Source organism: Neisseria benedictiae, assembly GCF_958267435.1.
Taxonomy (GTDB): domain Bacteria; phylum Pseudomonadota; class Gammaproteobacteria; order Burkholderiales; family Neisseriaceae; genus Neisseria; species Neisseria bergeri.
This window is the reverse complement of record NZ_CATQFV010000068.1, coordinates 63,229-85,663: the sequence shown is the minus strand read 5'-3', so window position 1 is coordinate 85,663 and position 22,435 is coordinate 63,229. Positions and strand designations below refer to the sequence as shown.

Sequence of the window (22,435 nt, the reverse complement as noted above, 5' to 3'; positions counted from 1 at the left end):
TAAAAATCCGCTATAATCGCCCGCAATTTGATTTAAGCATTTTTACTTGAAATGGCACAAAAAATCCAATCCGTCAAAGGTATGAACGACCTTCTGCCTGTCGAACAAAAAGATTTCAAACTGACGGCTGCGTTTTGGCAGGCGTTTGAAGATACGGTAAACCGCTGGACACGCGCTTACGGTTATCGGCAAATCCGTACGCCGATTGTCGAGCAAACCGGTTTGTTTGTCCGCTCCATCGGCGAGGAAACCGATGTGGTCGGCAAGGAAATGTACACCTTCTCCGATTCAAACGATTCTTTGAGTTTGAGCCTGCGTCCTGAAGGTACGGCTTCTTGTCTGCGTGCAGTGGTCGAACACAACCTTCTGTACAACAGCCCGCAAAAGCTGTGGTATATGGGGCCGATGTTCCGCCGCGAGCGTCCGCAAAAAGGCCGTTATCGTCAGTTCCATCAGGTCGGTATCGAGGCTTTGGGTTTTGAAGGGCCGGATATTGATGCGGAAATCATCGCGATGTCTGCCGACTTATGGGAAAAATTGGGTATTCGCGAATACCTGACTTTGGAAATCAACAGCTTGGGCAACCGTGAGGAACGCGCGGCACACCGTGCGGCATTGGTTGAATATTTGACCCGCTATGAAGCGCAACTGGATGAAGACAGTAAACGCCGTCTGAAAACCAATCCTTTGCGCGTTTTGGATACGAAAAACCCTGATTTACAGGAAATCTGTAATGCCGCGCCGCGTTTGGTGGATTACTTGGGTGAGGCTTCGCAAAACCACTATGCACGCTTCAAGGCGATGTTGGACGGTTTGGGTATTCAATATGTTGAAAATCCGCGCTTGGTACGCGGTTTGGATTATTACAATCAAACAGTTTTTGAGTGGACGACCGACAAACTCGGCGCGCAAGCGACTGTGTGCGGCGGCGGCCGTTACGACGGTTTGATTGAGGAACTTGGCGGTAAGCCTGCGCCGTCTATCGGCTTTGCAATGGGTATCGAGCGGCTGCTGCTTTTGGTGGGCGAATACGGCTCGCTGGAAGTAAACGCCGCGCCTGATGTCTATGCAATGCACCAAGGCGAAGGTGCGGACTTGCAGGTGATGAAATACGCGCAAGCCTTGCGCGCGCAAGGTTTCAATGTGATGCAGCATTCCGGCTATCAAAGCCTGAAAGCGCAAATGAAAAAAGCCGACAACAGCGGCGCGCGCTTTGCCCTGATTGTGGCTCAGGATGAGCTGGCAAACGGTACGGTTACCCTGAAAGATATGCAGGGCAAACACGGTCAGCAAACCGTCTCCGCCGCTGATTTGACAAACACTTTACAACAATGGAAGAACGCATAAATGGCAGCCCATCTCGAAGAACAACAAGAGTTAGACAACTTTAAATATTTTTGGAAAACCACGGGCAAATGGCTGTTTGCCCTGCTGATTTTGGCGGCACTCGGCTACTTGGGATACACGGTTTACCAAAACCGTGCGGCTTCCCAAAATCAGGAAGCGGCGGCGGTGCTGGCAAACATCGTGGAAAAGGCGCAAAACAAAGCCCCGCAAAGCGAAATCAATGCCGAATTGACCAAGCTCCAACAAAGCTACCCCCATTCCATTTCCGCCGCCCAAGCCACGCTGATGGCGGCAGCAACCGAATTTGACGCGCAGCGTTACGATGTTGCCGAAGGTCATTTGAAATGGGTATTGTCCAACCAAAAAGACAGCCTGATTCAAGCGTTGGCGGCGCAGCGTCTGGGCGTTGTGTTGTTGCAACAAAAAAAATACGATGCCGCGCTTGCCGCGCTCGACACGCCGGTTGAAGCGGACTTCGCCCCCCTGCTGATGGAAACCAAAGGCGATGTTTATGCCGCACAGGGAAAAAACCAAGAAGCCTTAAAAAACTACGGACAGGCTTTGGAAAAAATGTCTCAAGATTCTGTCGGTCGCGAATTGGTTCAAATGAAACTCGATTCGCTGAAATAAATGCCGTCTGAAATGCCACCCTCTCTTCAGACGGCATTTCAGACAACCCCATCCTACGGTAATTCCCGTAAAACCATCCGCCGTGTCCCAACGGACACCTGCTCGTGTTCAGTTCTCCCGAACGGCACTTGACACAGAAAGACCCAATGATGAAACCCACCATCGCGCTTGTCGGCCGTCCCAATGTCGGCAAATCCACCTTGTTCAACCGTTTGACGCGCACCAAAGACGCGCTCGTGCATGACCTGCCCGGCCTGACCCGAGACCGCCATTACGGTCATGGCAAAGTCGGCAGCAAACCTTATTTGGTCATCGATACCGGCGGTTTTGAGCCGGTTGTGGACAGCGGCATTTTGCACGAAATGGCAAAACAAACCTTGCAGGCTGTCGATGAAGCCGATGCGGTTGTGTTTTTGGTGGACGGTCGTACCGGCCTGACCCCGCAAGACAAGATTATTGCCGACCGTTTGCGCCAAAGTCCGCGCCCTGTTTATTTGGCGGTGAATAAAGGCGAGGGCGGCAATAGGGCCGTGCTTGCCGCCGAGTTCTACGAACTTGCTTTGGGCGACCCTTATGTTATTTCAGGTGCGCACGGCGACGGCGTGTATTATCTGATTGAAGATATTTTGGAAACCTTCCCAGAGCCGGAAGCCGAAGAAGCCGATGCAAAACATCCTGTTTTTGCCGTTATCGGTCGTCCGAATGTCGGCAAATCGACCTTGGTAAACGCCATTCTCGGCGAAGAGCGCGTGATTGCCTTCGATATGGCAGGTACGACACGCGACAGCATCCACATTGATTTTGAACGTAAAGGCAAACCGTTTACCATCATCGATACCGCAGGTGTGCGCCGTCGCGGCAAAGTGGATGAAGCAGTAGAAAAATTCTCCGTTATCAAAGCGATGCAGGCGGTTGAAGCGGCAAACGTCGCTGTTTTGGTATTGGACGCGCAGCAGGACATCGCCGACCAAGATGCGACGATTGCCGGTTTCGCCTTGGAAGCAGGGCGCGCGCTGGTGGTTGCCGTCAACAAATGGGACGGCATCAGTGAAGAGCGGCGCGAACAGATCAAACGCGACATTTCCCGCAAACTGTATTTCCTCGATTTTGCCAAGTTCCACTTTATTTCCGCGTTGAAAGAACGCGGTATAGACGGTTTGTTCGACAGCATTCAGGCTGCCTACAACGCGGCGATGATTAAGATGCCGACGCCGAAAATCACGCGCGTATTGCAAACCGCCGTCGAACGCCAACAGCCGCCGCGTGCCGGCTTGGTGCGTCCGAAAATGCGTTATGCCCACCAGGGCGGCATGAATCCGCCGGTGATTGTGGTGCACGGCAATTCGCTGCACGCGATTTCCGACAGCTATACGCGCTATCTGACCCAAACGTTCCGCAAAGCCTTCAATCTGCAAGGTACGCCGTTGCGGATTCAATACAATGTTTCGGAAAACCCGTATGAAAACGCCGACGACAAGCCGAAGAAAAAACCGTTGCGCCGCGTCAGCTTGAGCAACCGTATTGAGAAACGTGAAGGCCGCAAGGAAGAGAAAAACCGTTTTAAAAAGAAAACCAAAGTCAGTGTGAAAAAACAATTCAGCAAATAATTCCCGACATTTCAAACAACAGGAAACATTATGTGGTTCAAGCAGATTAGTTTTTATCCGCTCAACAAAGAAAAGCTGCCTGAGGCGGACGTACTTGCCGACAAACTTGCTGAAGCTGAATTTACCCATTGCCAAGGCTTAGACTGGTTCAGCGAAGGCTTTACCGCACCGGTTTCATTCTCCCCGGAACTCGTTTTCCCTGCCGACTTTACCTTGCGCGTCGCCCTGAAAAAAGAGGAAAAAGTCCTGCCTGCCGGCGTCATCCGCGATATTTTGGAAGAGAAGGTAGCGGAAATCCAAAACAATGAAGCCCGCAATGTCGGTCGCAAAGAAAAACAAGAGCTTAAAGAGCAAATTACAGACGACCTGCTGCCCCGAGCGTTTACCCGCAGCAGCCGTACAGAAGCGGTGTTTAACACTCGCCACAGCTACCTGCTCGTCAATAACGCGGCTTCCGCCAAAGCAGAAAACATCCTGACCAAGCTGCGCGAAGCCTTGGGCGGTTTGGAAGCCTCGCTGCCGAATACCAAACAATCGCCCTCTTCCCTGATGACCGGCTGGCTGTTGCAAGGGCATTGCGAAGGCGGTTTTGAATTAGACAGCGATTGCGAACTCAAAGGTACGGGCGATATTGTTCCCATCGTCAAAGTATCCAAACAAGATTTAACCGCCGACGAAGTGGTTCAACACGTCAAAAACGGCAAAACCGTAACCCAGCTCGGTTTGGTTTGGCGCGAACAAATCGCCTTTATCCTCACTCAAGACTTCACACTCAAGCGCATCCAATACCTCGACGTATTGCAGGAAGAAGCCGAAAGCAACGGTGACGATGCCGCCAGTCTTGCCTTCGCCTCGCAAATCCTGATGGCGGAATCCGTCAGCACCATGTTGGAAGAGCTGGTTTCCTATTTGGGCGGCTGGCAAGATTGATTTTTCAGACGGCTTTTACACGACAAAATACCGTCAACCAAAATCCAATGGAATAACCCTTATGCTTAAACATCTCGCATTCCTACTGCCCGCCATGATGTTCGCCCTCCCCACTTCGGCCGCCGTCCTGACTTCCTATCAAGAACCCGGCTGCACCTACGACGGCGATGTCGGCAAAGACGGTAAACCCGCCGGCAAAGGCACATGGCGCTGCCAAGACGGGCGCAACTATACCGGTTCGTTTAAAAACGGCAAGTTCGACGGACAAGGCGTTTATACCGTTGCCGCCAACCGCGAAATATTTATCGAGCCGTTCAATTCCGACAGTACCAAATTCCGCAACATGGTACTCTCGGGCATATTTAAAAAAGGTTTGGCACACGGCAGATTTACCGTCTCGCAAAACGGCGAAACCCTCTTCATTATGAAATGCGAAAACGGCATGATTAAAGAAGTGAAACTGCCCAAAAACAAATAAGCCCCGTTTTCAGACGGCATCCCCGAATGCTTTGTCCGAACATCAAAAGAAACAAGGAAAACATTATGAGCATCAAGTCCGACAAATGGATACGCCGCATGAGCGAAGAATTCGGCATGATTGATCCCTTCGAGCCGAATCAAATCAAAGAAGCCGACGGCAAACGCATCATCTCCTACGGCACGTCCAGCTACGGCTACGATATCCGCTGCGCCAATGAATTTAAAATTTTTACCAACATCAACAGCACCATCGTCGATCCCAAAAACTTCGATCCCAAAAACTTCGTTACCGTCGAAGACGACTGCTGCATCATCCCGCCCAATTCCTTCGCACTGGCGCGCACGGTCGAATATTTCCGCATCCCGCGCAACGTCCTGACCGTCTGCTTGGGCAAATCCACCTACGCCCGCTGCGGCATTATCGTCAACGTTACCCCGTTCGAACCGGAATGGGAAGGCTACGTTACCCTCGAATTTTCCAACACCACCCCCCTGCCCGCCAAAATCTACGCCGGCGAAGGTGTGGCGCAAGTCCTCTTCTTCGAGAGCGACGAAATCTGCGAAACTTCCTACAAAGACCGCAACGGCAAATACATGGGGCAAACCGGCGTAACCCTGCCCAAAGCCTGAAATACAAAATGCCGTCTGAACCCTTATCGTCGGGTTTCAGACGGCATTTACCGTTCACCTCAAATCAGAACTGAACCGTCCCATTGACGCTGATGCTGATTTCCTCCACACCAGGCGCGGCGGAATCCGCACCCTCCATATTGACGCTTGCCGCCATCGGCATCGCGCGCAACATTTTCGCCCGCACCGCTTCGCCACCCGCGATATGGCTGCCGATGTGTCCCAAATTCAATTTGACGATTTTATAACCGGACGCACCCAAAACGCCCGCCAACTTTTCGGCACGCGCCTTGAAACGCAAAATAGCATCTTTACTGACCTGATCGATGACCTCGTTTCGGCGTTCGCGCGACACATGGAAATCCGTATATTCCAATGCGGCATCTGCCTGAACATCGGCAATAAAACGGTTTAACTCATCAAAATCCCTACCCTCGACCTTAAATTCCGCACGTTCCTCCCAGCCCGTTTGGATACGCTTACCGTTGGTATACTGGTAGCGCGGCATCGCACTTCGGGAAACCAATTCGATTTTAAAGCTGCCGTTTTTCGATTTTCTGTTAAAACTGTTGAATTTTTTAACAAACCCGGCATTGACGGCAGTTTTGTCCCGCCCTTCCGCCATCACTTGGAAACGCGCGGACATTGTATCCTGAACCACCTCGATACCCGCCGATTCGGAAAATTCGACAATATTGTAATTCAATGCCTCAGCCGCCGCCGGAAAAGATACCGTCAACAGGGAAGCCGCCAAAACAAGACGCAACATATCCGCCTCCTTACCGATAAAACTGCCAATCTAACACACCGGCGCGCCAAATTGCATTGGCGCGAGGCAATTATTTCAGACCCGCGTTTTTATTCCTGCCGCCCCGCAAACCCGTTATCGGCAGGCAGCCGCCAAATCCGATGCGAAAACGCCGGCAAAATAGATTAAAATCACACAATATCCAACCATTCGGATGAACATATGACACATACCGTCCACCTGCATTTGGAAGAAACCGACAACTTGGCGTTACAACGCCTGTGCGGTTCTTTCGACAGCAACCTCGATTCGCTCGCCAAAGCACTCGATATCCACATCAGCCGCCGTTTCGAGCATTTCACCCTCAACGGCGCATTTGCACACGCCGGCAAACGCGCCCTGCTCAAACTCTTGGAAACGGCGCAGACGCGCGATTTGGACGACAACGACATCAGGCTTGCCGCCGTCGAAGCCCAAACCGAAGATGCCGGGCATCAGGAAAACAACCATGACCACGCCTATTATTTCCGCACCAAACGCGGCAGCATCGGCGGCAGGACACCCAGGCAGAACGGCTATATCCGCGCCCTGCTCAACCACGACATCGTATTCGGTCTGGGGCCCGCAGGCACGGGCAAAACCTATCTCGCCGTCGCCGCCGCCGTCGATGCGATGGAAAAACACCAAATCGAACGCATCATTTTAGTGCGCCCCGCCGTCGAAGCCGGCGAGAAACTCGGTTTTCTGCCCGGCGACCTGACCCAGAAAGTCGATCCCTACCTCCGTCCGCTTTATGATGCCCTCTATGACCTGATGGGCTTCGACCGTGTAACCAAGCTGATTGAAAAAGGTCTGATTGAAATCGCCCCGCTCGCCTATATGCGCGGCAGGACGCTCAACGGCGCATACATCATCCTCGACGAAGCGCAAAATACCACGCCCGAACAAATGAAAATGTTCCTGACCCGCATCGGCTTCGGCGCGAAAGCCGTCATTACCGGCGACACCAGCCAGATTGACCTGCCCAAAAACATCAAATCAGGATTGAAAGACGCGCGTGAGAAACTGCACGGCGTGGAAGGGCTGTATTTCCATACCTTTACCGGCGAAGACGTTGTCCGGCATCCTCTGGTGCAAAAAATCGTCGAAGCCTACGAATCGGCAGAACACGACTGACACTCCAATGCCGTCTGAAACCCGATGCACGGAAAATCAGGCAGAAAAAACGGATACGGAAGCCAAGCTCCGTATCCGTTTCTTTATCCGTCCAACCGATACATCAATCGAATTTTCTGCATCGGATTGCCTCATCTCCGCAAAACATTGCCGAAGTTTCGCGGTTGCACGCCTGACGCACTTTCTGCCGCGCCACGCCTTCATTCCGATCGCTTGCCTCAAACGTCTTTTGAAAAGGCGTAACGCTGCATACATACATGGTGGGATTTGAACCGAAAAAATCGATTTTGACGGTATTGCCGCCGCTTTCCAATACGGCGACACGGTGTTCCAACTGCGCCAGACGTGCTTCCAAATCGCTGATTCTGTCGGCAAATGCAGGCATGGCGGCACACGCGGTCAAAATGCCCAAAATACATTTTTTCATCAATTTTTCCTTGTTGCTTGAACCCTGCCCACCCGGACATCCTTTTTCCGGGCGGCAGGGTCAGACTTTATTTGCGGAGATAAAGTCCCTTACAAATCAGTGCAATACATGGAACGGTACTTTATGCTTCATCCCATGTGTTGAAACTTCATTGTTCCTTGTCTGTTGACCCTTATTCCCAATCCGTTCCCACAACCTTCGGCTTGGGTTTGCGCCTGCGACGGCGGCGTTTTTTCGCCTGTCCTTCGTTTTTTTCGTGTCGGGCGGCGGCTTCGTTTTTGGTCATCTCCGACCGCTGTTCCGCCGATGCCGTCTGAAACGCCGTCCACCACTCGGCAAGTGCGCGGTCCGCATTGCCGGTTTCGGCGCGCAAGAGCAGGAAATCATAGGCGGCACGGAAACGCGCCTGTGCAAACAGTTTGTGCGGACGTGTGCCTTTGCGGTTTTCAAACTGCGGCTGGAACATCCAAATTTCGCGCATCGTGGCGGAAAAGCGTTGCGGCACGCCCCAACCGCGTTCGACGGTTTCGCGCATCGTATTGATTGCATCGGACAGGGCGGGCGCGGGTTTCAAACCCTGTTGCAGATTGCTTTTCCAATGGCGGGCCAACTCGGGCCACATTAACGCCGCCAACACAAAGCCGACCGAAACCGATTTGTCGGCACGCAGCCGCTCATCGGTATTTTTCAAGGCAAGCACCGTCATTTTTCCGGCGATGCCGTCTGAAACGCGCAAGGCATTGAGCAGCGGATGGATGTCGTCCGGTATGTCAAATCCGTTCAAACGTTTCAGACACTCGCGCGCGTGCCCTGAAAACAGCAGTTTCATGATTTCGTCAAACAGCCGCGCTACCGGTTCGTGCTTCAGACGGCATATCGATTCGGCAATCGGTGCGGCGGTTTCTTCCGACAGCTCAAAGCCCAATTTGCCCGACAGGCGGATGGCGCGCAAAATCCTGACAGGGTCTTCCTGATAGCGTTCGGCGGCATCGCCAATCATAACCAGCCTGCGGGCGGCAACATCGGCAATCCCGTTGTGGAAATCCAAAATTTCTTCTTTTTCAGGATCGTAATACAAGGCATTGCAGGTAAAATCGCGCCGCATCGCATCTTCTTCGATGCTGCCGTAGGTGTTGTCCTTCATGATTCTGCCGCGCGCGTTCTGATGAACCTTCGCACCGCCCCGGAAAGTCGTTACCTCTATGGTTTCCGCGCCGTTCATAACGTGGACGATTTGAAAACGCCTGCCGATGATGCGGCTGCGGCGGAAGAGTTTGTGCACCTGTTCGGGCGTGGCATCGGTTGCGACATCGAAATCCTTGGGTTCGATGCCGAGCAGCAGGTCCCTGACCGCGCCGCCGACCACATAAGCCTGAAACCCTGCCCCTTTCAGGCGGCGTATGACGTTTTCGGCGGCAAAGCTCAACATTTCGGCACGGATGTTGTGTCTTTCGGCAGGAATGATCGTTTTACTTTCCGCTTTTTTACTGCTCCGACCGGAAGGCAGCATCTTATTTAACCATTTTTTCAGCATAATATTCTGACCCGAAGAGCGGCATCTCCACGGGCAACCGTGTTCAGACGGCATCGGGCGCAGGTTTGCAAGATGCCGTAACCATAAACAAAAGGCGTAGAAACTACGCCGTCCGAATCACGCCGCCCTCGCGGCGGCAACGCGTCATTATAACAGATTGCCCTCCAAAAAAATCAGACCCTGCTTTTGTGGCAGAGTCTGAAATTTGATGCGCCTTCTCCGATTGGGAACATTCCCGTCGTACAAACAGGCAAATGTTTCAACACACAGGACGACACATAAAGTACCGCCCTATGTGTTGCCCTGATTTGGAAGGGGTTACGCCCCCTCCCAAATAAGGTCTGATTCTACCGCCCTAAAAGGCGGGGTTTCAACCGAAAAGGAAATACGATGAAGAAACAGAAATCACATTCAAACGGCGTTCCGCCGCCTCTACGCGGCTTCCCAGTAGTCGATATAAAGCTGCAATTCGAGATTATTCCGCCATTCGTTGGCAACGGGGCGGTACACTGTGCGGATGTATTCGGGGATGTCTTCTCTGCACCGCCAGAACATCGCTTCAAATTCGCAGCCGTCTTTTTGCAGCCACGCTTTTTTGTGTTTGCCTTCCGCGCCCAACGGCTGCTGGCGGACGACGTGGAACTCGTCGGTAAAGCTCGGCGGCGCGAAGCCCTGCCCCCAAACGTGGCGGGCGAGGTTTTGCGCCTGTTCCAACGTGATGTCGTGTGCAGGCAGGCTGCCGTCGGTGATGAAGGTTTGCGACAAATCGTCTTCGCATACCATTTCGCGCACGGCTTCTTCAAAGGCCGTCTGAAACGCGGGGATATTGTGTTCAAATATGCTCAAGCCCGCCGCCATCGCGTGTCCGCCGAATTTCAAAATCAAATCGGGATGGCGTTTGGACACCAAGTCCAAAGCATCGCGCAGGTGTAGATTGGGAATGGAACGCCCCGAACCGCGCACTTCGCCGTTGTCGGCAGGCGCAAACACGATGGTCGGACGATAAAAACGGTCTTTGAGGCGGCTGGCAACGATGCCGACCACGCCTTGATGAAAGTCGTCGCGATACGCCACCAAAGTCGTCTGACCTGAAGGCAGGGTTTCAGGAAAAGCATTCAGCGCGTCTTGCAGCATAGACTGCTCGATTTCGCGGCGTTCGATATTAAGGTTGTTTAACTGAGCCGCCAGTTCCTGCGCTTCGGCATCATCTCGCGCCAACAGGCAGGCAATGCCGACCGACATATCGTCCAGCCGTCCGGCCGCATTGATGCGCGGCCCCAGCGCAAAGCCCATATCAAACGGCTGAGCCTTGCGCCAATCCCGTCGCGCCACTTCAAACAAGGCGCGGATACCGGGGCGCATTTTGCCCGAACGCATCCGTTTCAAACCTTGCGACACGAGGATACGGTTGTTGTGATCGAGGGAGACGACGTCGGCAACGGTACCGAGTGCGACCAAATCCAAAAGGTCGCCCAGATTCGGCTCTTTGATGCCGTCTGAAAAATAATCGCGGCGGCGCAATTCGGCACGCAACGCCGTCAGCACATAAAAAATCACGCCCACGCCCGCCAAGCTTTTGCTTTGGAAACCGCAACCTTTTTGGTTCGGATTGACGATGATGCAGTCGGGCACGGTCTCGGCAGGCAAATGGTGGTCGGTTACAATCACATCCAAACCCAGAGCCTGCGCGCGCGCCACGCCTGCGATGCTGGCAATGCCGTTATCGACCGTAATCAGCAAATCCACGCCTTGCTCTGCCGCGATTTCAGCCAGCTCGGGCGTTAAGCCGTAGCCGTGTTCGAAACGGTTGGGCACGAGAAAATCCACTTTCGCCCCCATCGCCGCCAAACCGCTCATACCGACGGAACACGCCGTCGCGCCGTCGGCATCGTAGTCGGCGACAATCAGGATTTTTTCCTTGCGTTCAACCGCATCCGCCAAACGGCCGGCGGCGGCTTCGCAGTTTGTCAGCGTTTGATAAGGCAGGAGGGAAGCGAGTTTGTCGTCCAATTCGGCAGGACTTTGCACACCGCGCGAGGCACAAAGCCGGGCGATTAAAGGATCGGCGCCGGCGGCGAGCAAATGATTAAAAACGTTGGTATTGACGAATCGGGTTTGGATTTTGACGGACATAGCGCGGGGTTTTACAGTGCGGGTGTGCTTGAAATGCCGTCTGAAGGCTTTTCAGACGGCATTACCGTTCATTTGTCTGAGGAATTCGAGACTGCAATCAACGCCGCGATAGGCAAGGCCAGCACCGCGCCCGCCGCATCCAGTATCAGCAAGGGGGGTGTATATAAAATATTTCCAAACAGCTTGAGTTTGTCGGTATATTTTCCCTCAACCATAAAATAAATCTCGACAGGCACACTTTGCTCAAAATGGTAATCGGCGTTCAGTTTTTGCGGTGTGGCGTAGTATTTGCCTTTGGCGGATACGCAGCGCGTGTAAATGGTCTGATTGTCGAGTTTGACCGCTTTAAACTCAAGCTGTTTCAGCTTGGCGATGTCGTCAGGCCTGTCGGTATCGTAGCGCAGGCAAAGGCCTCCGGTACTGAAATTCTGGCTGCCGGGCGCTTCGAGTTTGACCGGCAGGGCTTGGTGGCGGGCATAGCTCGGGGTATCCTCAACTATTTGGAAGGGCTTGTCCAACCCGGCCTTCAAAATGCCCGTCAGCTTCGCCGAATCTTCAGGATTGACGACGAACCAGTATTTCCCGCCCATCATCACCAGGCTGCCCTTTTCCAATTGGGCATTGTCTTCGGCAACCACACCGAAGGCGCGGATTTGGTCTTTGTCAACGTGTTTGCGGGTGATTGTTTCGCTGACCGGGTTGTTCATTCCCCACAACATCAACGTACAGCCGTTCAGCATCAAGGTTGCCGCCAAAACAGCGGCGGTCGTTTTACGGAACAACATTTTATCCTCCAATCAGAATGACGGCGGATGCCGTCTGAAAATATGCCTAAATTTCCTCGTCCCCGTTTTCCATCACGGTTTTCAATTCTTGAAACAGGGCGCGGAAATTTTTCGGCGGTTTGTTTTGCTCCTGCTCTTTTTTGGTATTGCGGATGAGCGTCCTCAGCTTGCCCGCGTCCGCATGCGGAAAATCCGACATAAACTGCGTCAGCGCGCCGTCGTCTGCCAACAGCCGTACGCGCGTCTGTTCCACACGTTGCAAAAAGGCATTGTGCGCCGCATCGTCGCCGCGCAGCTTGGCAAGAAACGCCTCGATGGGCGCGGGATCGGTATCGCGCATCAGCCTGCCGATAAATTGTGCCTGGCGTTTGAGCGCGCCGTTGGATGTGATTTTTTTATAGGCGGTTACCGCCTCGTACAAATCCGCATCCAAACCGATTTTTTTCAGCGTATCGTTTGAGAGCTTGGTCAACGCCATGCCCAAATCCTGCAAATCGTTCATTTGCTTTTTCATTTGGGTTTTGCTGACCCATTCATCTTCTTGTTCAAACATCTTGGTTCTCAAATTTTATCCGATAGGCGCATTTTAACAGAATGATTCCGCGTTCAGACGGCATTTTTCCCCATATGCCTTTTAACTGGTACTTTTGCCCCTGTCGGCCGAAACGGTTAAAATGCCGCAACGCTCCACCAAGAAAGATTTTTATGCTGTTCAACCACACCGCCTCCGAACTCCTCGACCTCTGCCACCGCACGCTCGACTTGGCAAAAGCGACGGGCGCAACCGCCGCCGAAGCCGATTTCAGCGAATCATTGGGACAAAGCGTCAGCGTGCGGCTGGGCGAAATCGAACAAATCGAGTTCCAGCAGGACAAGTCGCTGGACATTACCGTTTACGTCGGCAAACGCAAAGGCCGCGCCAGCACTGCCGACTTCTCCGAAAAAGCCCTGCAAGACACCGTCAAAGCCGCCATCGACATCGCCCGCTACACTGCCGAAGACGATTGCGCAGGTTTGGCAGACGCTTCGCTTATGGCGCAACACATCGGCGACCTCGACCGTTACCACGAATGGGATTTAAGCCCGGAAGCCGCCGTCGAGTTGGCAAAACAATGCGAACAAGCCGCTCTGAACGAGGATGAGCGCATCGAAAACTCCGAAGGGGCAGCGGTACAAACCGGACATTACCAATACGTTTACGGCAACACCCACGGTTTTGCCGCACACCAGCAAGGCACACGCCACAGCATTTCATGCAGCGTCGTTGCCGCCGACGAAAACGGCATGCAGCGGGACTACTGGTACGATTCCTCCTGCCGACATCAAGACATGGACAGCCCGACGCAAATCGGTCAAACCGCCGCCGAACGTACCTTGCGTCGTTTGAACAGCCGCAGCATTCCGACTGGAAGCTACCCCGTCCTATTCGATGCGACCGTTTCGGGAGGTCTGATCGGACACCTAGTCGGCGCACTGTCCGGCGGCTCGCTCTACCGCCAAAGCAGCTTCCTGATTAACAGCATAGGCAAACAGGTTCTGCCCGATTTCCTCAGCCTGCGCGAAGAGCCGCATATTCCCCGCGCCTTCGGCAGCACCTATTTTGATTCCGAAGGCGTCGCCACGCGGCCGCGTTTCGTTATCCGCGACGGCATTGTCGAAAGCTATTTCCTCAGCAGTTATAGCGCGAGAAAACTCGGTATGCAGACCACGGGCAACGCCGGCGGCGCGCACAACCTTTATTTGAACCATACGCACGAAACGCAATCAGACCTGCTGAAAGAAATGGGCACAGGATTATTGGTAACCGAGCTCATGGGACAAGGCGTAAACGCCATTACCGGCGACTACTCGCGCGGTGCGGCGGGTTTTTGGGTGGAAAACGGCATCATTGCCTACCCCGTCCATGAAATTACCGTTGCCGGCCGCTTGCAGGATATGTACCGCGACATCGTCGGCGTAGCGGATGACGCTTTGCGCCGCTCTTCCAACAAAATCGGTTCTATCCTGATTGCGGGGATGACGGTTGCCGGAAGCTGAACGCCCTGCCGATGCCGTCTGAAGACCAAGGCGGCACATTTTGCCCCGTGCCTGTCCGTTTGCCGTTTTATGCCGCACCGCCTTTTGCCGGCAACATTGCACATTTTTTCATCAGTATTGATTTTCCCTTATCCGTCAAAATACTAAGCCACTTGTCCACAACAGGGTACACACAAGTTCAGGATAAGGCGTGCGGGTATTGAGGATTTTTCCGCAACCGGCTTCAGACGGCATTTTGCCGTCGGGCGGGATGGGCACGCCCAATCCGCAGGAGTTTCCCGGTTTGCCGTCCGATGCCGTCTGAAGCCGACTCCGCGCCGAACGGACCGCCTGACCCGCCGCCCGCAAAACGGCAGACAAAAACGGCGGGACATTTCCTGTCCCGCCGTTTTCAAATATACGTTTGACCGTACATCAGGAATTAAGCTGCCTGAATGTTGGCGGCCTGTTTGCCTTTAGGGCCGGTGGTTACGTCGAAAGAGACGCGTTGGCCTTCTTTCAGGGTTTTGAAACCTTCCATATTGATCGCTGAGAAGTGTGCGAACAAATCTTCGCCGCCTTCGTCAGGAGTGATGAAACCAAAACCTTTAGCGTCGTTAAACCATTTTACGATACCGGTTGCCATTAGAAACTTCCTATACTTAAAAATTAACAAAATCAGCAAAATAAGGCATACAGCAAACTTAAACGTTCAGCGTTTCTCACCAGCTTTATATACTTGGTCGAGTGCCGGCTTCTGCTTAACCGTCTTTTTACATTTGTTAAGACAAAACGTCAAGCTATGTTTTCAAAAAAGTGGGAAAATAGGCAAAAGTACCGAAAATACAACAAAAATGCCGTCTGAACGCGGCTTTCAAATGGGACACGCTATGACCGCGCAACACCAATCCGACACGCTTTTGCACCGCCTGAACACCCTGCCGCCGAAACGTTACGGCGTATTTTTATTGAACGACGATTACACCACGATGGAATTTGTCGTTGAAATCCTGACCGAAATCTTTATGCTCGGGCAGGAACAGGCGGTGGCGGTGATGCTCTTGGTTCATCACGAAGGCAAAGGCTTGTGCGGCACTTACACACGAGACATCGCCCAAACCAAACAACAACAAGTCATGCAACGGGCAAAAGCCGAAGGGCATCCGCTGCAATGTATTGTCGAGGAGATTTAATATGCTTTCCCCCGAATTGGAACAGATTTTGCAGCAGCTTTACCGCGAGGCGCGTAAGGCTCATTATGAATTTATCAGCCTCGAACATCTGCTTTTGGTACTCATCGAAGAAGATGCCGCCGTCCCCAACGTCCTCAAGCTCTGCGGTGCGGATTTGAAAGTGGTGTCCGAACAACTCGCCGCCAGCGTTGCCGAAAACACCCCCCTGATTCCAGACCACCTTTTAGACACGGTCGAAACCCAGCCCACGCTCGGCTTCCAACGCGTCATCCAACGGGCGATGGTGCATACCCAATCAGCAGGCAAAGGCTTGGTTGAGCCTTTGGACGTTTTGGTCGCGCTGATGAGCGAAACCGACAGCCACGCCGTTTATTTTTTGGGCTTGCAATCGGTTACGCGTTTTGAAGTTTTGCGCTGTATCGCCCACGGCTCTCCCGATGAAGATGAAGACGATGGCAACCCTGCTTCAGACGGCATCGACGGCGATGGCGGAAGCCGCGCCGCATCGGGCAAAAACCCTTTATCGGAGTACACCGTCAACCTCAACGCCGAAGTCAAAGCCGGCCGTATCGACCCTTTGATTGGTCGCAAACACGAAATGGAACGGCTGGTGCAAATCCTGTGCCGCCGCCGCAAAAACAATCCGCTTTTGGTCGGCGAAGCAGGCGTGGGCAAAACCGCGCTGGCGGAAGGCTTGGCGCATCAAATCGTCAACGGCGACATTCCCGACGCGCTCAAAGAGGCCGAAGTGTACGCGCTGGATATGGGTTCGCTTTTGGCGGGTACAAAATACCGCGGCGACTTTGAAGCGCGGGTCAAATCCGTCTTGAAACAGCTCGAAAAAATCCCGCACGCCATTTTGTTTATCGACGAAATCCACACCATCATCGGCGCGGGCAGCACCAGCGGCGGTACGATGGACGCGTCCAATCTGCTCAAACCAGCATTGGCGAAAGGCTCGCTGCGCTGCATCGGTGCAACCACCTACGACGAATACCGCACCATTTTTGACAAAGACCGCGCCTTAAGCCGCCGCTTCCAAAAAATCGACGTGGTCGAACCCACCATTTCCGAAACCGTACAAATCCTGCGCGGCTTGAAACCGATGTTTGAAGATTTTCACCAAGTCCGCTATACGCAAGGCGCACTCGAAGCCGCCGCCGAACTCTCCGCCCGCTACATCAACGAACGTTTCCTGCCCGACAAAGCCATCGACGTAATGGACGAAGCAGGCGCGGCTCAACGGATTCTGCCCAAATCCAAACAGAAAAAAGTCATCGGAAAAGCGCAAATCGAAACCGTCATCGCCAAAGTCGCGCGGATTCCCGAAAAAACCGTGTCGCACGACGACAAACAAGTCCTGCAATTCCTCGGCCGCGATTTAAAAAACATGGTTTACGGTCAAGAAAATGCCATCGACGCGCTGGTTGCCGCCGTCAAAATGTCGCGTTCCGGCCTTGCCCTGCCCGACAAACCGATAGGCAGCTTCCTCTTCTCCGGTCCGACCGGCGTCGGTAAAACCGAAGTCGCCAAACAGCTTGCCTACTCGATGGGCGTACCGCTGCAACGCTTCGACATGTCCGAATACATGGAACGCCACGCCGTATCGCGCCTCATCGGCGCACCACCGGGCTACGTCGGCTTTGAACAAGGCGGCCTTTTAACCGAAGCCGTCAACAAACAGCCGCATTGCGTGCTGCTCTTGGACGAAATCGAAAAAGCCCACCCCGACATTTTCAACGTCCTCCTGCAAGTCATGGACGCAGGCAAACTGACCGACAACAACGGCAAGAGTGCCGATTTCCGCAACGTCATCCTGATTATGACCACCAACGCAGGCGCGGAAAGCCTCAGCCGCCCCAGCCTCGGCTTTACCGCCAAGCGCGAGCGCGGCGACGAAATGCAGGCCATCAACAAACTCTTCACGCCCGAGTTCCGCAACCGCTTGGACGCGATTATCCCGTTTGCACCTTTGTCCGAACCCATCATCGTCAAAGTCGTGGACAAATTCCTGCTCCAGCTCGAACACCAGCTCCTCGACAAAAAAGTCGAAGCCGAATTCACACCGGCATTGCGCAAATATCTGGCGGAAAAAGGTTTCGACCCGCAAATGGGCGCGCGCCCGATGCACCGCCTGATTCAGGAAAAAATCCGCAAACCGCTCGCCGACGAACTCCTGTTCGGCAAACTATCCGACGGCGGCTTTGTGCGGATAGACTGGGATGCAGCAAAAGAAGAAGCCGTGTTGAAGTTTAAGAAAAGCAAGGTCAAAATAAAAACCGCCCCCGCATAAAATCAAAAATGCCGTCTGAAAGGTTCAGACGGCATTTTCTTTCAAACAAAATTACCAATCGTGTTTAAGCCAAATTTTCCAGCATCCATTTGACGTAGCGGTCAACGCCTGATTTGACATCGAAAAATTCTTCCTTATATCCGGCTTCGCGCAATTTGGTGATGTCGGCTTGGGTGAAGCTTTGGTATTTGCCTTTGAGCGCGTCGGGAAATGGAATGTAGCGGATAAGTTCTTCTTCTACCAGCTCTTTCAAGCTCATTTCAGGTTTGCCTTCGGCGGCGCGGCAGGCGTTGACGGTGGCGGCGGCAAGCTCGTTGAACTGTTGGCTGCGGCCTGTTCCGAGGTTGTAGATGCCGGAAAGTTCGGGATGGTCGAAGAAATAGAGGTTGACTTTGGCGACGTCTTCGACGCTGACAAAGTCGCGGGTTTGTTCGCCGTTGCCGTAGCCGTCGTTGCTGCCGAACAGGTTGACGTAACCGTGTTCGCGGTATTGGTGGAAATGGTGGAAGGCGACGGATGCCATGCGGCCTTTGTGTTGTTCGTGTTGTCCGTAAACGTTGAAGTAGCGGAAGCCGACGACTTGGGCGGTCAAGCCTTCTTCCATACGGCGGCGCAATACTTGGTCAAACAGAAATTTGGAGTAGCCGTACACATTGAGCGGTTTTTCGAGTTCGCGCTCTTCGCGGAAGATTTCGCCTTTGCCGTAAACCGCCGCACTGGAGGCATAAAGGAAAGGGATGCGTTCGTCCTGACACCAGTCCAGCAAATCCAGCGTGTACTGGTAGTTGTTTTCCATCATATACAAACCGTCGTGGTTCATCGTATCGGAACACGCGCCTTGATGAAACACGGCTTCGATATTTTGATAAGGTAAAATGTGTTCCCTCACTTGGCGGATGAATTCGTGTTTGTCGAGATAATGGGCAATTTCGCACTCGGCAAGGTTTTTAAATTTTTCGCCTTTGCTCAAATTATCGACGGCAACAATGTCGGTAATACCGCGTTGATTAAGTGCTTTGACGATGTTGCTGCCGATAAAGCCGGCCGCGCCTGTTACGATGATGGTCATATTGGGTTTCCTTTGTTTTGAGTAGAATTAATAAACTTAGTTACAAGAAATCATCAATATTATCCTGAAACACAAATTTGCGATGATATTCCAAATATTTTTCTCTTCCTTCGGGATATATTCGCATCTTATTTTTTGCATTTGGATTGATATTAAGTTTTTCCCATGTATAACGACTTAATCGAGTACCGCAGATTAAACGACCATCATCCAAGAAAGTGATATAACCTTGATCGAATAACCAATCATAAGTTGGTGTTAAGGCTAACCCATTTAAATAATCCAATGCCTCTTTCTCATTTTTCTCAGTAATACAAACCATATAAGGTTTAATATGACTAGCCCTTAACAAAATCTCATCTGTAATTAATGTAAATGGACATTGTGGCATATAATTTATGACATCTTTGCGATATTTCTGCTGCCCTTTTCTACTTTTCTGTTTAATGATCTCTTGCTCTACCGATTGATCAGCTTCTAAAGCTGGTATTTCTAATTTTTCTCTTGATAAGAGTTGCGGGTGCACAATAGAGCGAAATTGATAATCTAAAAATATTCGAAAATAAAATAATGGTTCTGAATCTTCTATCCCTTCGACAGGTAATAGTTTTAGAATTGATAAATAACTAATTTTAGGTAACACAATCTTACGCCAAATTGACCATATATCATCCTCCGAACGGATATAACCTCTACGATAACCTTTAGAATTATTTAAATGGTCTGATACATCATGAATTGAAAAGAAAATATTTTCTGTTGTCAAATTATCAATGCTTAATACATAATCATCATAAAACCTTGAAATATCATTATGATATTTCTGTTCTTGTTTTTGATATTCAACTTTTGCATCAACCAAATAGCGCTGTAAATTTTTCTTATTAAAAAAACAATTTTTCTGAATTATAGGATATTCTACTCTCCTTCCATTTTTTGTCTCAGTAATCCCCCAATTTTTATACTCAAAAAATGTACTCAGTTTTCGACCACTATCATCAATATAACTACCTACATATTTGCGTGCTTCCCCATTACCACCGAAAACAGACAACTTGTTATTTCGGTGAATAAAACTATCTTCCGCACGTAAATTTTGAATACTATCAACAATAAAATACTCTATGTTTTCAATAGTAATTCTTTGAAAATCCGACATTTTACTCTCCATAACGCGTAATATCCATTTGTTTTAATATAGCAATTAATACATCGACAACAATACTATTTCCTGCTTGGCGATACATTTGAGTATCACTAACTAAAATTTTAAAATCATCTCTAAAACCCATTAGCCGTAAACATTCCCTAGGTGTTAATTTACGAATACGTCCACGATTATGAGTAACGTAATTATCAACCCCTGCACGATGCATTTTATGCATAGTTTGCAATAAAGGGCGAGCTACAGGTAAATCAGTTTCTGTACTAGTTTTAAAATTTTTTGTTCCTCCTGCTAAAACATAATTTTTGATTTTTTCAGAAAGATAATATTTTTCTTCAACGCTATTTACATCAAAAATAAAGTCATCAAATTCAAACTCGCGGGCTGCCTGAAAAATAAAATCACCATGCCAATTAAATTGTTGATTTGCTTTTTGGCATAAGGCAATTTCTCCATTAATCTGTGTATAACGTTTTTGCCTATTTTTAGAACTGGTAACAAATTTCACACCCTTTTCACGTAAAAAATATTTGCTATCAGTATAATCTTCTAAAAAATCTTGCATAGTATGTTCTAATTCAATCTTCTCAGGAAACTGAAAACCATTTGTAGGTGGGGTATGAAAACCAACAACAAAAATACGCTCACGATGTTGAGGAATCCCATAATCCTTACTATTCATTATTTGAAAATATAAATCATAACCAAGTGAATGAAAGACACTTTTTACAACTTCCCAGGTTTTTCCATTATCATGATTAAGCAATCCCTTTACATTTTCATAAATAAATATCTTTGGTTGAACTTCATCAACAACGCGAGCAAATTCATAAAATAATGTTCCTCGTGTATCTTCTAATCCTGCTCGTTTACCAACCATAGAAAATGCTTGGCAAGGGCTACCACCAACTAAAATATCAACTTGATTTCTAAACTTCCTCGCATCAAATTGAGTAATATCGTCATGCCAAAAACCTTCATCTAATTGGTAATTGCCAAGATAACTTTTTTTAACATGCGGATCAATATCTCCTGCAAAAACAATAGTATGGTTTAAATTTAATCGATAAAATGCCTGTTCAACTGCACCAATCCCACTGAACACAGTTGCTAATCTAATATGTGAATTAGGTTTAAGAAAAGTTTTAGATTGCCAACCTTGTTGACTAGGAAAGAGCAAAGTTTTTTGTAATTGAGTATCGTGTGTCTGTGCCATTGTCGAAATAGTCATACTTATATCGTTCTGCTTATCTTGTTAATATGAAAAAGAAATTACTACTCTTCCAATGTTTTGTTCAATTCAACAAACGAGCAAACCGCCGTACCAAGTTTCGCCACGACAACCCCAGCCGCAGTATTGGCAAGGTGCATGGCTTCAGGCATGGTATAACCAGCAGCTAGCCCCAAGCCCATTCCGGCAATAACGGTGTCGCCTGCGCCGGACACGTCGTAAACTTCCTGGGCGCGGGTGGGTTGGTAAATGGGTTCGCCTTCGCTGAACAGGGTCATGCCCTCTTCGCTCCGGGTCAGCAAAACGGCGGTCAGGTCGAGGTGACGGCGCAGGTTTTGCGCTTTTTCGGTCAACTCGCCTTCGTTTTTCCAACTGCCGACCACTTCTTTCAATTCGGCGCGGTTGGGCGTAATCAGGGTTGCACCGGCGTATTTTTCGTAATCGTCGCCTTTGGGGTCGATTAATACGGTTTTACCGGCGTGTTTTGCCCAATCTATCATATCGGAGATGTGCGACAGGCCGCCTTTGCCGTAGTCTGAAAAAATGATTGCGTCGTATTCGGGCAAGATTTCACGGTATTTCCGCTTGATTTGTTCCAACACTTCGCGGTTGGGATGTTCTTCAAAATCAAGGCGGATAAGCTGCTGGTTGCGGGCGACGACGCGCAGTTTGACGGTGGTGGCAATTTGTTTGTCGCGCATCAGATAGGAGGCAACGCCGTCTTGTGTCATCAGCGCATCGAGCGCGTCGGCGGCTTCGTCGTCGCCGGTTACGGACAACAGCCCTGCCCTGCCGCCCAACGAAGCAATATTGCGCGCAACGTTCGCCGCGCCACCCGCGCGTTGGTCGATACGTCCGATTTTCGCCACCGGCACGGGGGCTTCAGGAGAAATACGGGACACATCGCCAAACCAATAGCGGTCGAGCATCACATCGCCGACAACAAGGACTTTGGCTTGTGCGAAACGGGATTTGAGGGTTTCTTGTTGGAACTTGGCGGGCATTTTATGCACTCCAAAATAAGTTGTTTATATGTGTGAA

General features: G+C 50.9%; 22 protein-coding genes. 10 read left to right on the top strand and 12 right to left on the bottom strand.

Annotation, left to right across the window (positions count from 1 at the left end; translation table 11 throughout):
- Positions 1 to 51: 51 nt before the first annotated feature.
- The 6 genes from hisS (at position 52) to dcd (ending at position 5,624) form a co-directional block, all read left to right on the top strand.
- Entirely contained in the window at positions 52 to 1,347 is a 1,296-nt protein-coding gene (gene hisS / locus Q3O12_RS08980; RefSeq protein WP_301670143.1) for a histidine--tRNA ligase, read from the top strand.
- Positions 1,348 to 1,977 carry a YfgM family protein gene (locus Q3O12_RS08975; protein ID WP_301670142.1) on the top strand — a complete coding sequence of 210 codons (630 nt, stop codon included), beginning with the start codon at positions 1,348 to 1,350 and terminating at the stop codon, positions 1,975 to 1,977. It abuts the gene before it with no gap.
- A 149-nt stretch (positions 1,978 to 2,126) separates the two neighbouring features.
- The gene (gene der / locus Q3O12_RS08970) at positions 2,127 to 3,584 is read left to right on the top strand and encodes a ribosome biogenesis GTPase Der (RefSeq protein ID WP_301670164.1); all 1,458 of its coding nucleotides are present in this window, start codon (positions 2,127 to 2,129) and stop codon (positions 3,582 to 3,584) included.
- A 30-nt stretch (positions 3,585 to 3,614) separates the two neighbouring features.
- On the top strand, positions 3,615 to 4,514 hold the full coding sequence (locus Q3O12_RS08965; protein WP_301670141.1) for a recombination-associated protein RdgC: 900 nt from the start codon (positions 3,615 to 3,617) through the stop codon (positions 4,512 to 4,514).
- A gap of 61 nt (positions 4,515 to 4,575) precedes the next feature.
- Complete coding sequence (locus tag Q3O12_RS08960; RefSeq protein WP_137426389.1) at positions 4,576 to 4,992, top strand: MORN repeat-containing protein; 417 nt, start codon at positions 4,576 to 4,578, stop codon at positions 4,990 to 4,992.
- A gap of 65 nt (positions 4,993 to 5,057) precedes the next feature.
- Positions 5,058 to 5,624: a dCTP deaminase gene (gene dcd, locus Q3O12_RS08955; protein WP_002224592.1), complete on the top strand. Its 567-nt coding sequence runs from the start codon at positions 5,058 to 5,060 to the stop codon at positions 5,622 to 5,624.
- Between the two features lie 64 nt (positions 5,625 to 5,688).
- On the opposite strand, the gene Q3O12_RS08950 is transcribed toward dcd, so the two are convergent.
- The gene (locus tag Q3O12_RS08950; protein WP_301670140.1) at positions 5,689 to 6,393 is read right to left on the bottom strand and encodes an SIMPL domain-containing protein; all 705 of its coding nucleotides are present in this window, start codon (positions 6,391 to 6,393) and stop codon (positions 5,689 to 5,691) included.
- A gap of 201 nt (positions 6,394 to 6,594) precedes the next feature.
- On the opposite strand from Q3O12_RS08950, the gene Q3O12_RS08945 reads away from it, so the two are divergent.
- Complete coding sequence (locus tag Q3O12_RS08945; protein ID WP_301670139.1) at positions 6,595 to 7,548, top strand: PhoH family protein; 954 nt, start codon at positions 6,595 to 6,597, stop codon at positions 7,546 to 7,548.
- A gap of 103 nt (positions 7,549 to 7,651) precedes the next feature.
- On the opposite strand, the gene Q3O12_RS08940 is transcribed toward Q3O12_RS08945, so the two are convergent.
- The 5 genes from Q3O12_RS08940 to yjgA all read right to left on the bottom strand — a co-directional run bounded on the left by Q3O12_RS08940 (position 7,652) and on the right by yjgA (position 12,980).
- On the bottom strand, positions 7,652 to 7,975 hold the full coding sequence (locus tag Q3O12_RS08940; RefSeq protein ID WP_301670138.1) for a hypothetical protein: 324 nt from the start codon (positions 7,973 to 7,975) through the stop codon (positions 7,652 to 7,654).
- A gap of 172 nt (positions 7,976 to 8,147) precedes the next feature.
- The gene (locus Q3O12_RS08935; protein ID WP_301670163.1) at positions 8,148 to 9,509 is read right to left on the bottom strand and encodes a polynucleotide adenylyltransferase PcnB; all 1,362 of its coding nucleotides are present in this window, start codon (positions 9,507 to 9,509) and stop codon (positions 8,148 to 8,150) included.
- Positions 9,510 to 9,941: 432 nt separating this feature from the next.
- The gene (gene recJ / locus Q3O12_RS08930) at positions 9,942 to 11,642 is read right to left on the bottom strand and encodes a single-stranded-DNA-specific exonuclease RecJ (RefSeq protein ID WP_301670137.1); all 1,701 of its coding nucleotides are present in this window, start codon (positions 11,640 to 11,642) and stop codon (positions 9,942 to 9,944) included.
- 68 nt (positions 11,643 to 11,710) lie between these two features.
- The gene (locus Q3O12_RS08925) at positions 11,711 to 12,427 is read right to left on the bottom strand and encodes a YidX family protein (RefSeq protein WP_301670136.1); all 717 of its coding nucleotides are present in this window, start codon (positions 12,425 to 12,427) and stop codon (positions 11,711 to 11,713) included.
- A 46-nt stretch (positions 12,428 to 12,473) separates the two neighbouring features.
- Positions 12,474 to 12,980 (bottom strand): ribosome biogenesis factor YjgA, encoded by a 507-nt coding sequence (yjgA, locus tag Q3O12_RS08920; RefSeq protein WP_301670135.1) that lies wholly within the window; start codon positions 12,978 to 12,980, stop codon positions 12,474 to 12,476.
- Positions 12,981 to 13,132: 152 nt separating this feature from the next.
- Between yjgA and pmbA the strand changes: the two genes are divergently transcribed.
- A complete protein-coding gene (gene pmbA / locus Q3O12_RS08915; protein ID WP_301670134.1) occupies positions 13,133 to 14,464 on the top strand; it encodes a metalloprotease PmbA in 1,332 nt (443 codons plus the stop codon).
- Between the two features lie 135 nt (positions 14,465 to 14,599).
- On the opposite strand, the gene Q3O12_RS08910 is transcribed toward pmbA, so the two are convergent.
- Together Q3O12_RS08910 and Q3O12_RS08905 are read right to left on the bottom strand one after the other, a co-directional pair.
- The gene (locus Q3O12_RS08910; RefSeq protein WP_301670133.1) at positions 14,600 to 14,824 is read right to left on the bottom strand and encodes a hypothetical protein; all 225 of its coding nucleotides are present in this window, start codon (positions 14,822 to 14,824) and stop codon (positions 14,600 to 14,602) included.
- A gap of 61 nt (positions 14,825 to 14,885) precedes the next feature.
- Complete coding sequence (locus Q3O12_RS08905; protein ID WP_002217533.1) at positions 14,886 to 15,089, bottom strand: cold-shock protein; 204 nt, start codon at positions 15,087 to 15,089, stop codon at positions 14,886 to 14,888.
- Between the two features lie 244 nt (positions 15,090 to 15,333).
- On the opposite strand from Q3O12_RS08905, the gene clpS reads away from it, so the two are divergent.
- Positions 15,334 to 15,636, top strand: a complete 303-nt coding sequence (clpS, locus tag Q3O12_RS08900; RefSeq protein WP_002221161.1) for an ATP-dependent Clp protease adapter ClpS — start codon at positions 15,334 to 15,336, stop codon at positions 15,634 to 15,636.
- 1 nt (position 15,637) lies between these two features.
- Positions 15,638 to 17,929, top strand: a complete 2,292-nt coding sequence (gene clpA / locus Q3O12_RS08895; RefSeq protein WP_301670132.1) for an ATP-dependent Clp protease ATP-binding subunit ClpA — start codon at positions 15,638 to 15,640, stop codon at positions 17,927 to 17,929.
- Positions 17,930 to 17,993: 64 nt separating this feature from the next.
- On the opposite strand, the gene rfaD is transcribed toward clpA, so the two are convergent.
- The 4 genes from rfaD to hldA are packed head-to-tail and all read right to left on the bottom strand — an operon-like array spanning position 17,994 to position 22,398.
- Complete coding sequence (rfaD, locus tag Q3O12_RS08890) at positions 17,994 to 18,998, bottom strand: ADP-glyceromanno-heptose 6-epimerase (protein WP_301670130.1); 1,005 nt, start codon at positions 18,996 to 18,998, stop codon at positions 17,994 to 17,996.
- A 40-nt stretch (positions 18,999 to 19,038) separates the two neighbouring features.
- Complete coding sequence (locus tag Q3O12_RS08885) at positions 19,039 to 20,157, bottom strand: HNH endonuclease (RefSeq protein ID WP_301670129.1); 1,119 nt, start codon at positions 20,155 to 20,157, stop codon at positions 19,039 to 19,041.
- A 1-nt stretch (position 20,158) separates the two neighbouring features.
- The gene (locus tag Q3O12_RS08880; RefSeq protein WP_039856213.1) at positions 20,159 to 21,394 is read right to left on the bottom strand and encodes a DNA cytosine methyltransferase; all 1,236 of its coding nucleotides are present in this window, start codon (positions 21,392 to 21,394) and stop codon (positions 20,159 to 20,161) included.
- Positions 21,395 to 21,438: 44 nt separating this feature from the next.
- Entirely contained in the window at positions 21,439 to 22,398 is a 960-nt protein-coding gene (gene hldA / locus Q3O12_RS08875; RefSeq protein ID WP_301670128.1) for an ADP-heptose synthase, read from the bottom strand.
- Positions 22,399 to 22,435 lie beyond the last annotated feature (37 nt).

Bases quoted from the DNA above. Each gene is read 5' to 3' on its own strand.
- clpS (WP_002221161.1), top strand. From the start codon at position 15,334: ATGACCGCGCAACACCAATCCGACACGCTTTTGCACCGCCTGAACACC.
- Q3O12_RS08885 (WP_301670129.1), bottom strand. From the start codon at position 20,157: ATGTCGGATTTTCAAAGAATTACTATTGAAAACATAGAGTATTTTATT.
- hisS (WP_301670143.1), top strand. From the start codon at position 52: ATGGCACAAAAAATCCAATCCGTCAAAGGTATGAACGACCTTCTGCCT.
- Q3O12_RS08945 (WP_301670139.1), top strand. From the start codon at position 6,595: ATGACACATACCGTCCACCTGCATTTGGAAGAAACCGACAACTTGGCG.
- Q3O12_RS08960 (WP_137426389.1), top strand. From the start codon at position 4,576: ATGCTTAAACATCTCGCATTCCTACTGCCCGCCATGATGTTCGCCCTC.
- Q3O12_RS08965 (WP_301670141.1), top strand. From the start codon at position 3,615: ATGTGGTTCAAGCAGATTAGTTTTTATCCGCTCAACAAAGAAAAGCTG.
- hldA (WP_301670128.1), bottom strand. From the start codon at position 22,398: ATGCCCGCCAAGTTCCAACAAGAAACCCTCAAATCCCGTTTCGCACAA.
- Q3O12_RS08935 (WP_301670163.1), bottom strand. From the start codon at position 9,509: ATGCTGAAAAAATGGTTAAATAAGATGCTGCCTTCCGGTCGGAGCAGT.
- Q3O12_RS08950 (WP_301670140.1), bottom strand. From the start codon at position 6,393: ATGTTGCGTCTTGTTTTGGCGGCTTCCCTGTTGACGGTATCTTTTCCG.
- recJ (WP_301670137.1), bottom strand. From the start codon at position 11,642: ATGTCCGTCAAAATCCAAACCCGATTCGTCAATACCAACGTTTTTAAT.
- Q3O12_RS08905 (WP_002217533.1), bottom strand. From the start codon at position 15,089: ATGGCAACCGGTATCGTAAAATGGTTTAACGACGCTAAAGGTTTTGGT.
- pmbA (WP_301670134.1), top strand. From the start codon at position 13,133: ATGCTGTTCAACCACACCGCCTCCGAACTCCTCGACCTCTGCCACCGC.
- yjgA (WP_301670135.1), bottom strand. From the start codon at position 12,980: ATGTTTGAACAAGAAGATGAATGGGTCAGCAAAACCCAAATGAAAAAG.
- dcd (WP_002224592.1), top strand. From the start codon at position 5,058: ATGAGCATCAAGTCCGACAAATGGATACGCCGCATGAGCGAAGAATTC.
- rfaD (WP_301670130.1), bottom strand. From the start codon at position 18,998: ATGACCATCATCGTAACAGGCGCGGCCGGCTTTATCGGCAGCAACATC.
- Q3O12_RS08940 (WP_301670138.1), bottom strand. From the start codon at position 7,975: ATGAAAAAATGTATTTTGGGCATTTTGACCGCGTGTGCCGCCATGCCT.
- clpA (WP_301670132.1), top strand. From the start codon at position 15,638: ATGCTTTCCCCCGAATTGGAACAGATTTTGCAGCAGCTTTACCGCGAG.
- Q3O12_RS08925 (WP_301670136.1), bottom strand. From the start codon at position 12,427: ATGTTGTTCCGTAAAACGACCGCCGCTGTTTTGGCGGCAACCTTGATG.
- Q3O12_RS08975 (WP_301670142.1), top strand. From the start codon at position 1,348: ATGGCAGCCCATCTCGAAGAACAACAAGAGTTAGACAACTTTAAATAT.
- Q3O12_RS08880 (WP_039856213.1), bottom strand. From the start codon at position 21,394: ATGACTATTTCGACAATGGCACAGACACACGATACTCAATTACAAAAA.
- der (WP_301670164.1), top strand. From the start codon at position 2,127: ATGAAACCCACCATCGCGCTTGTCGGCCGTCCCAATGTCGGCAAATCC.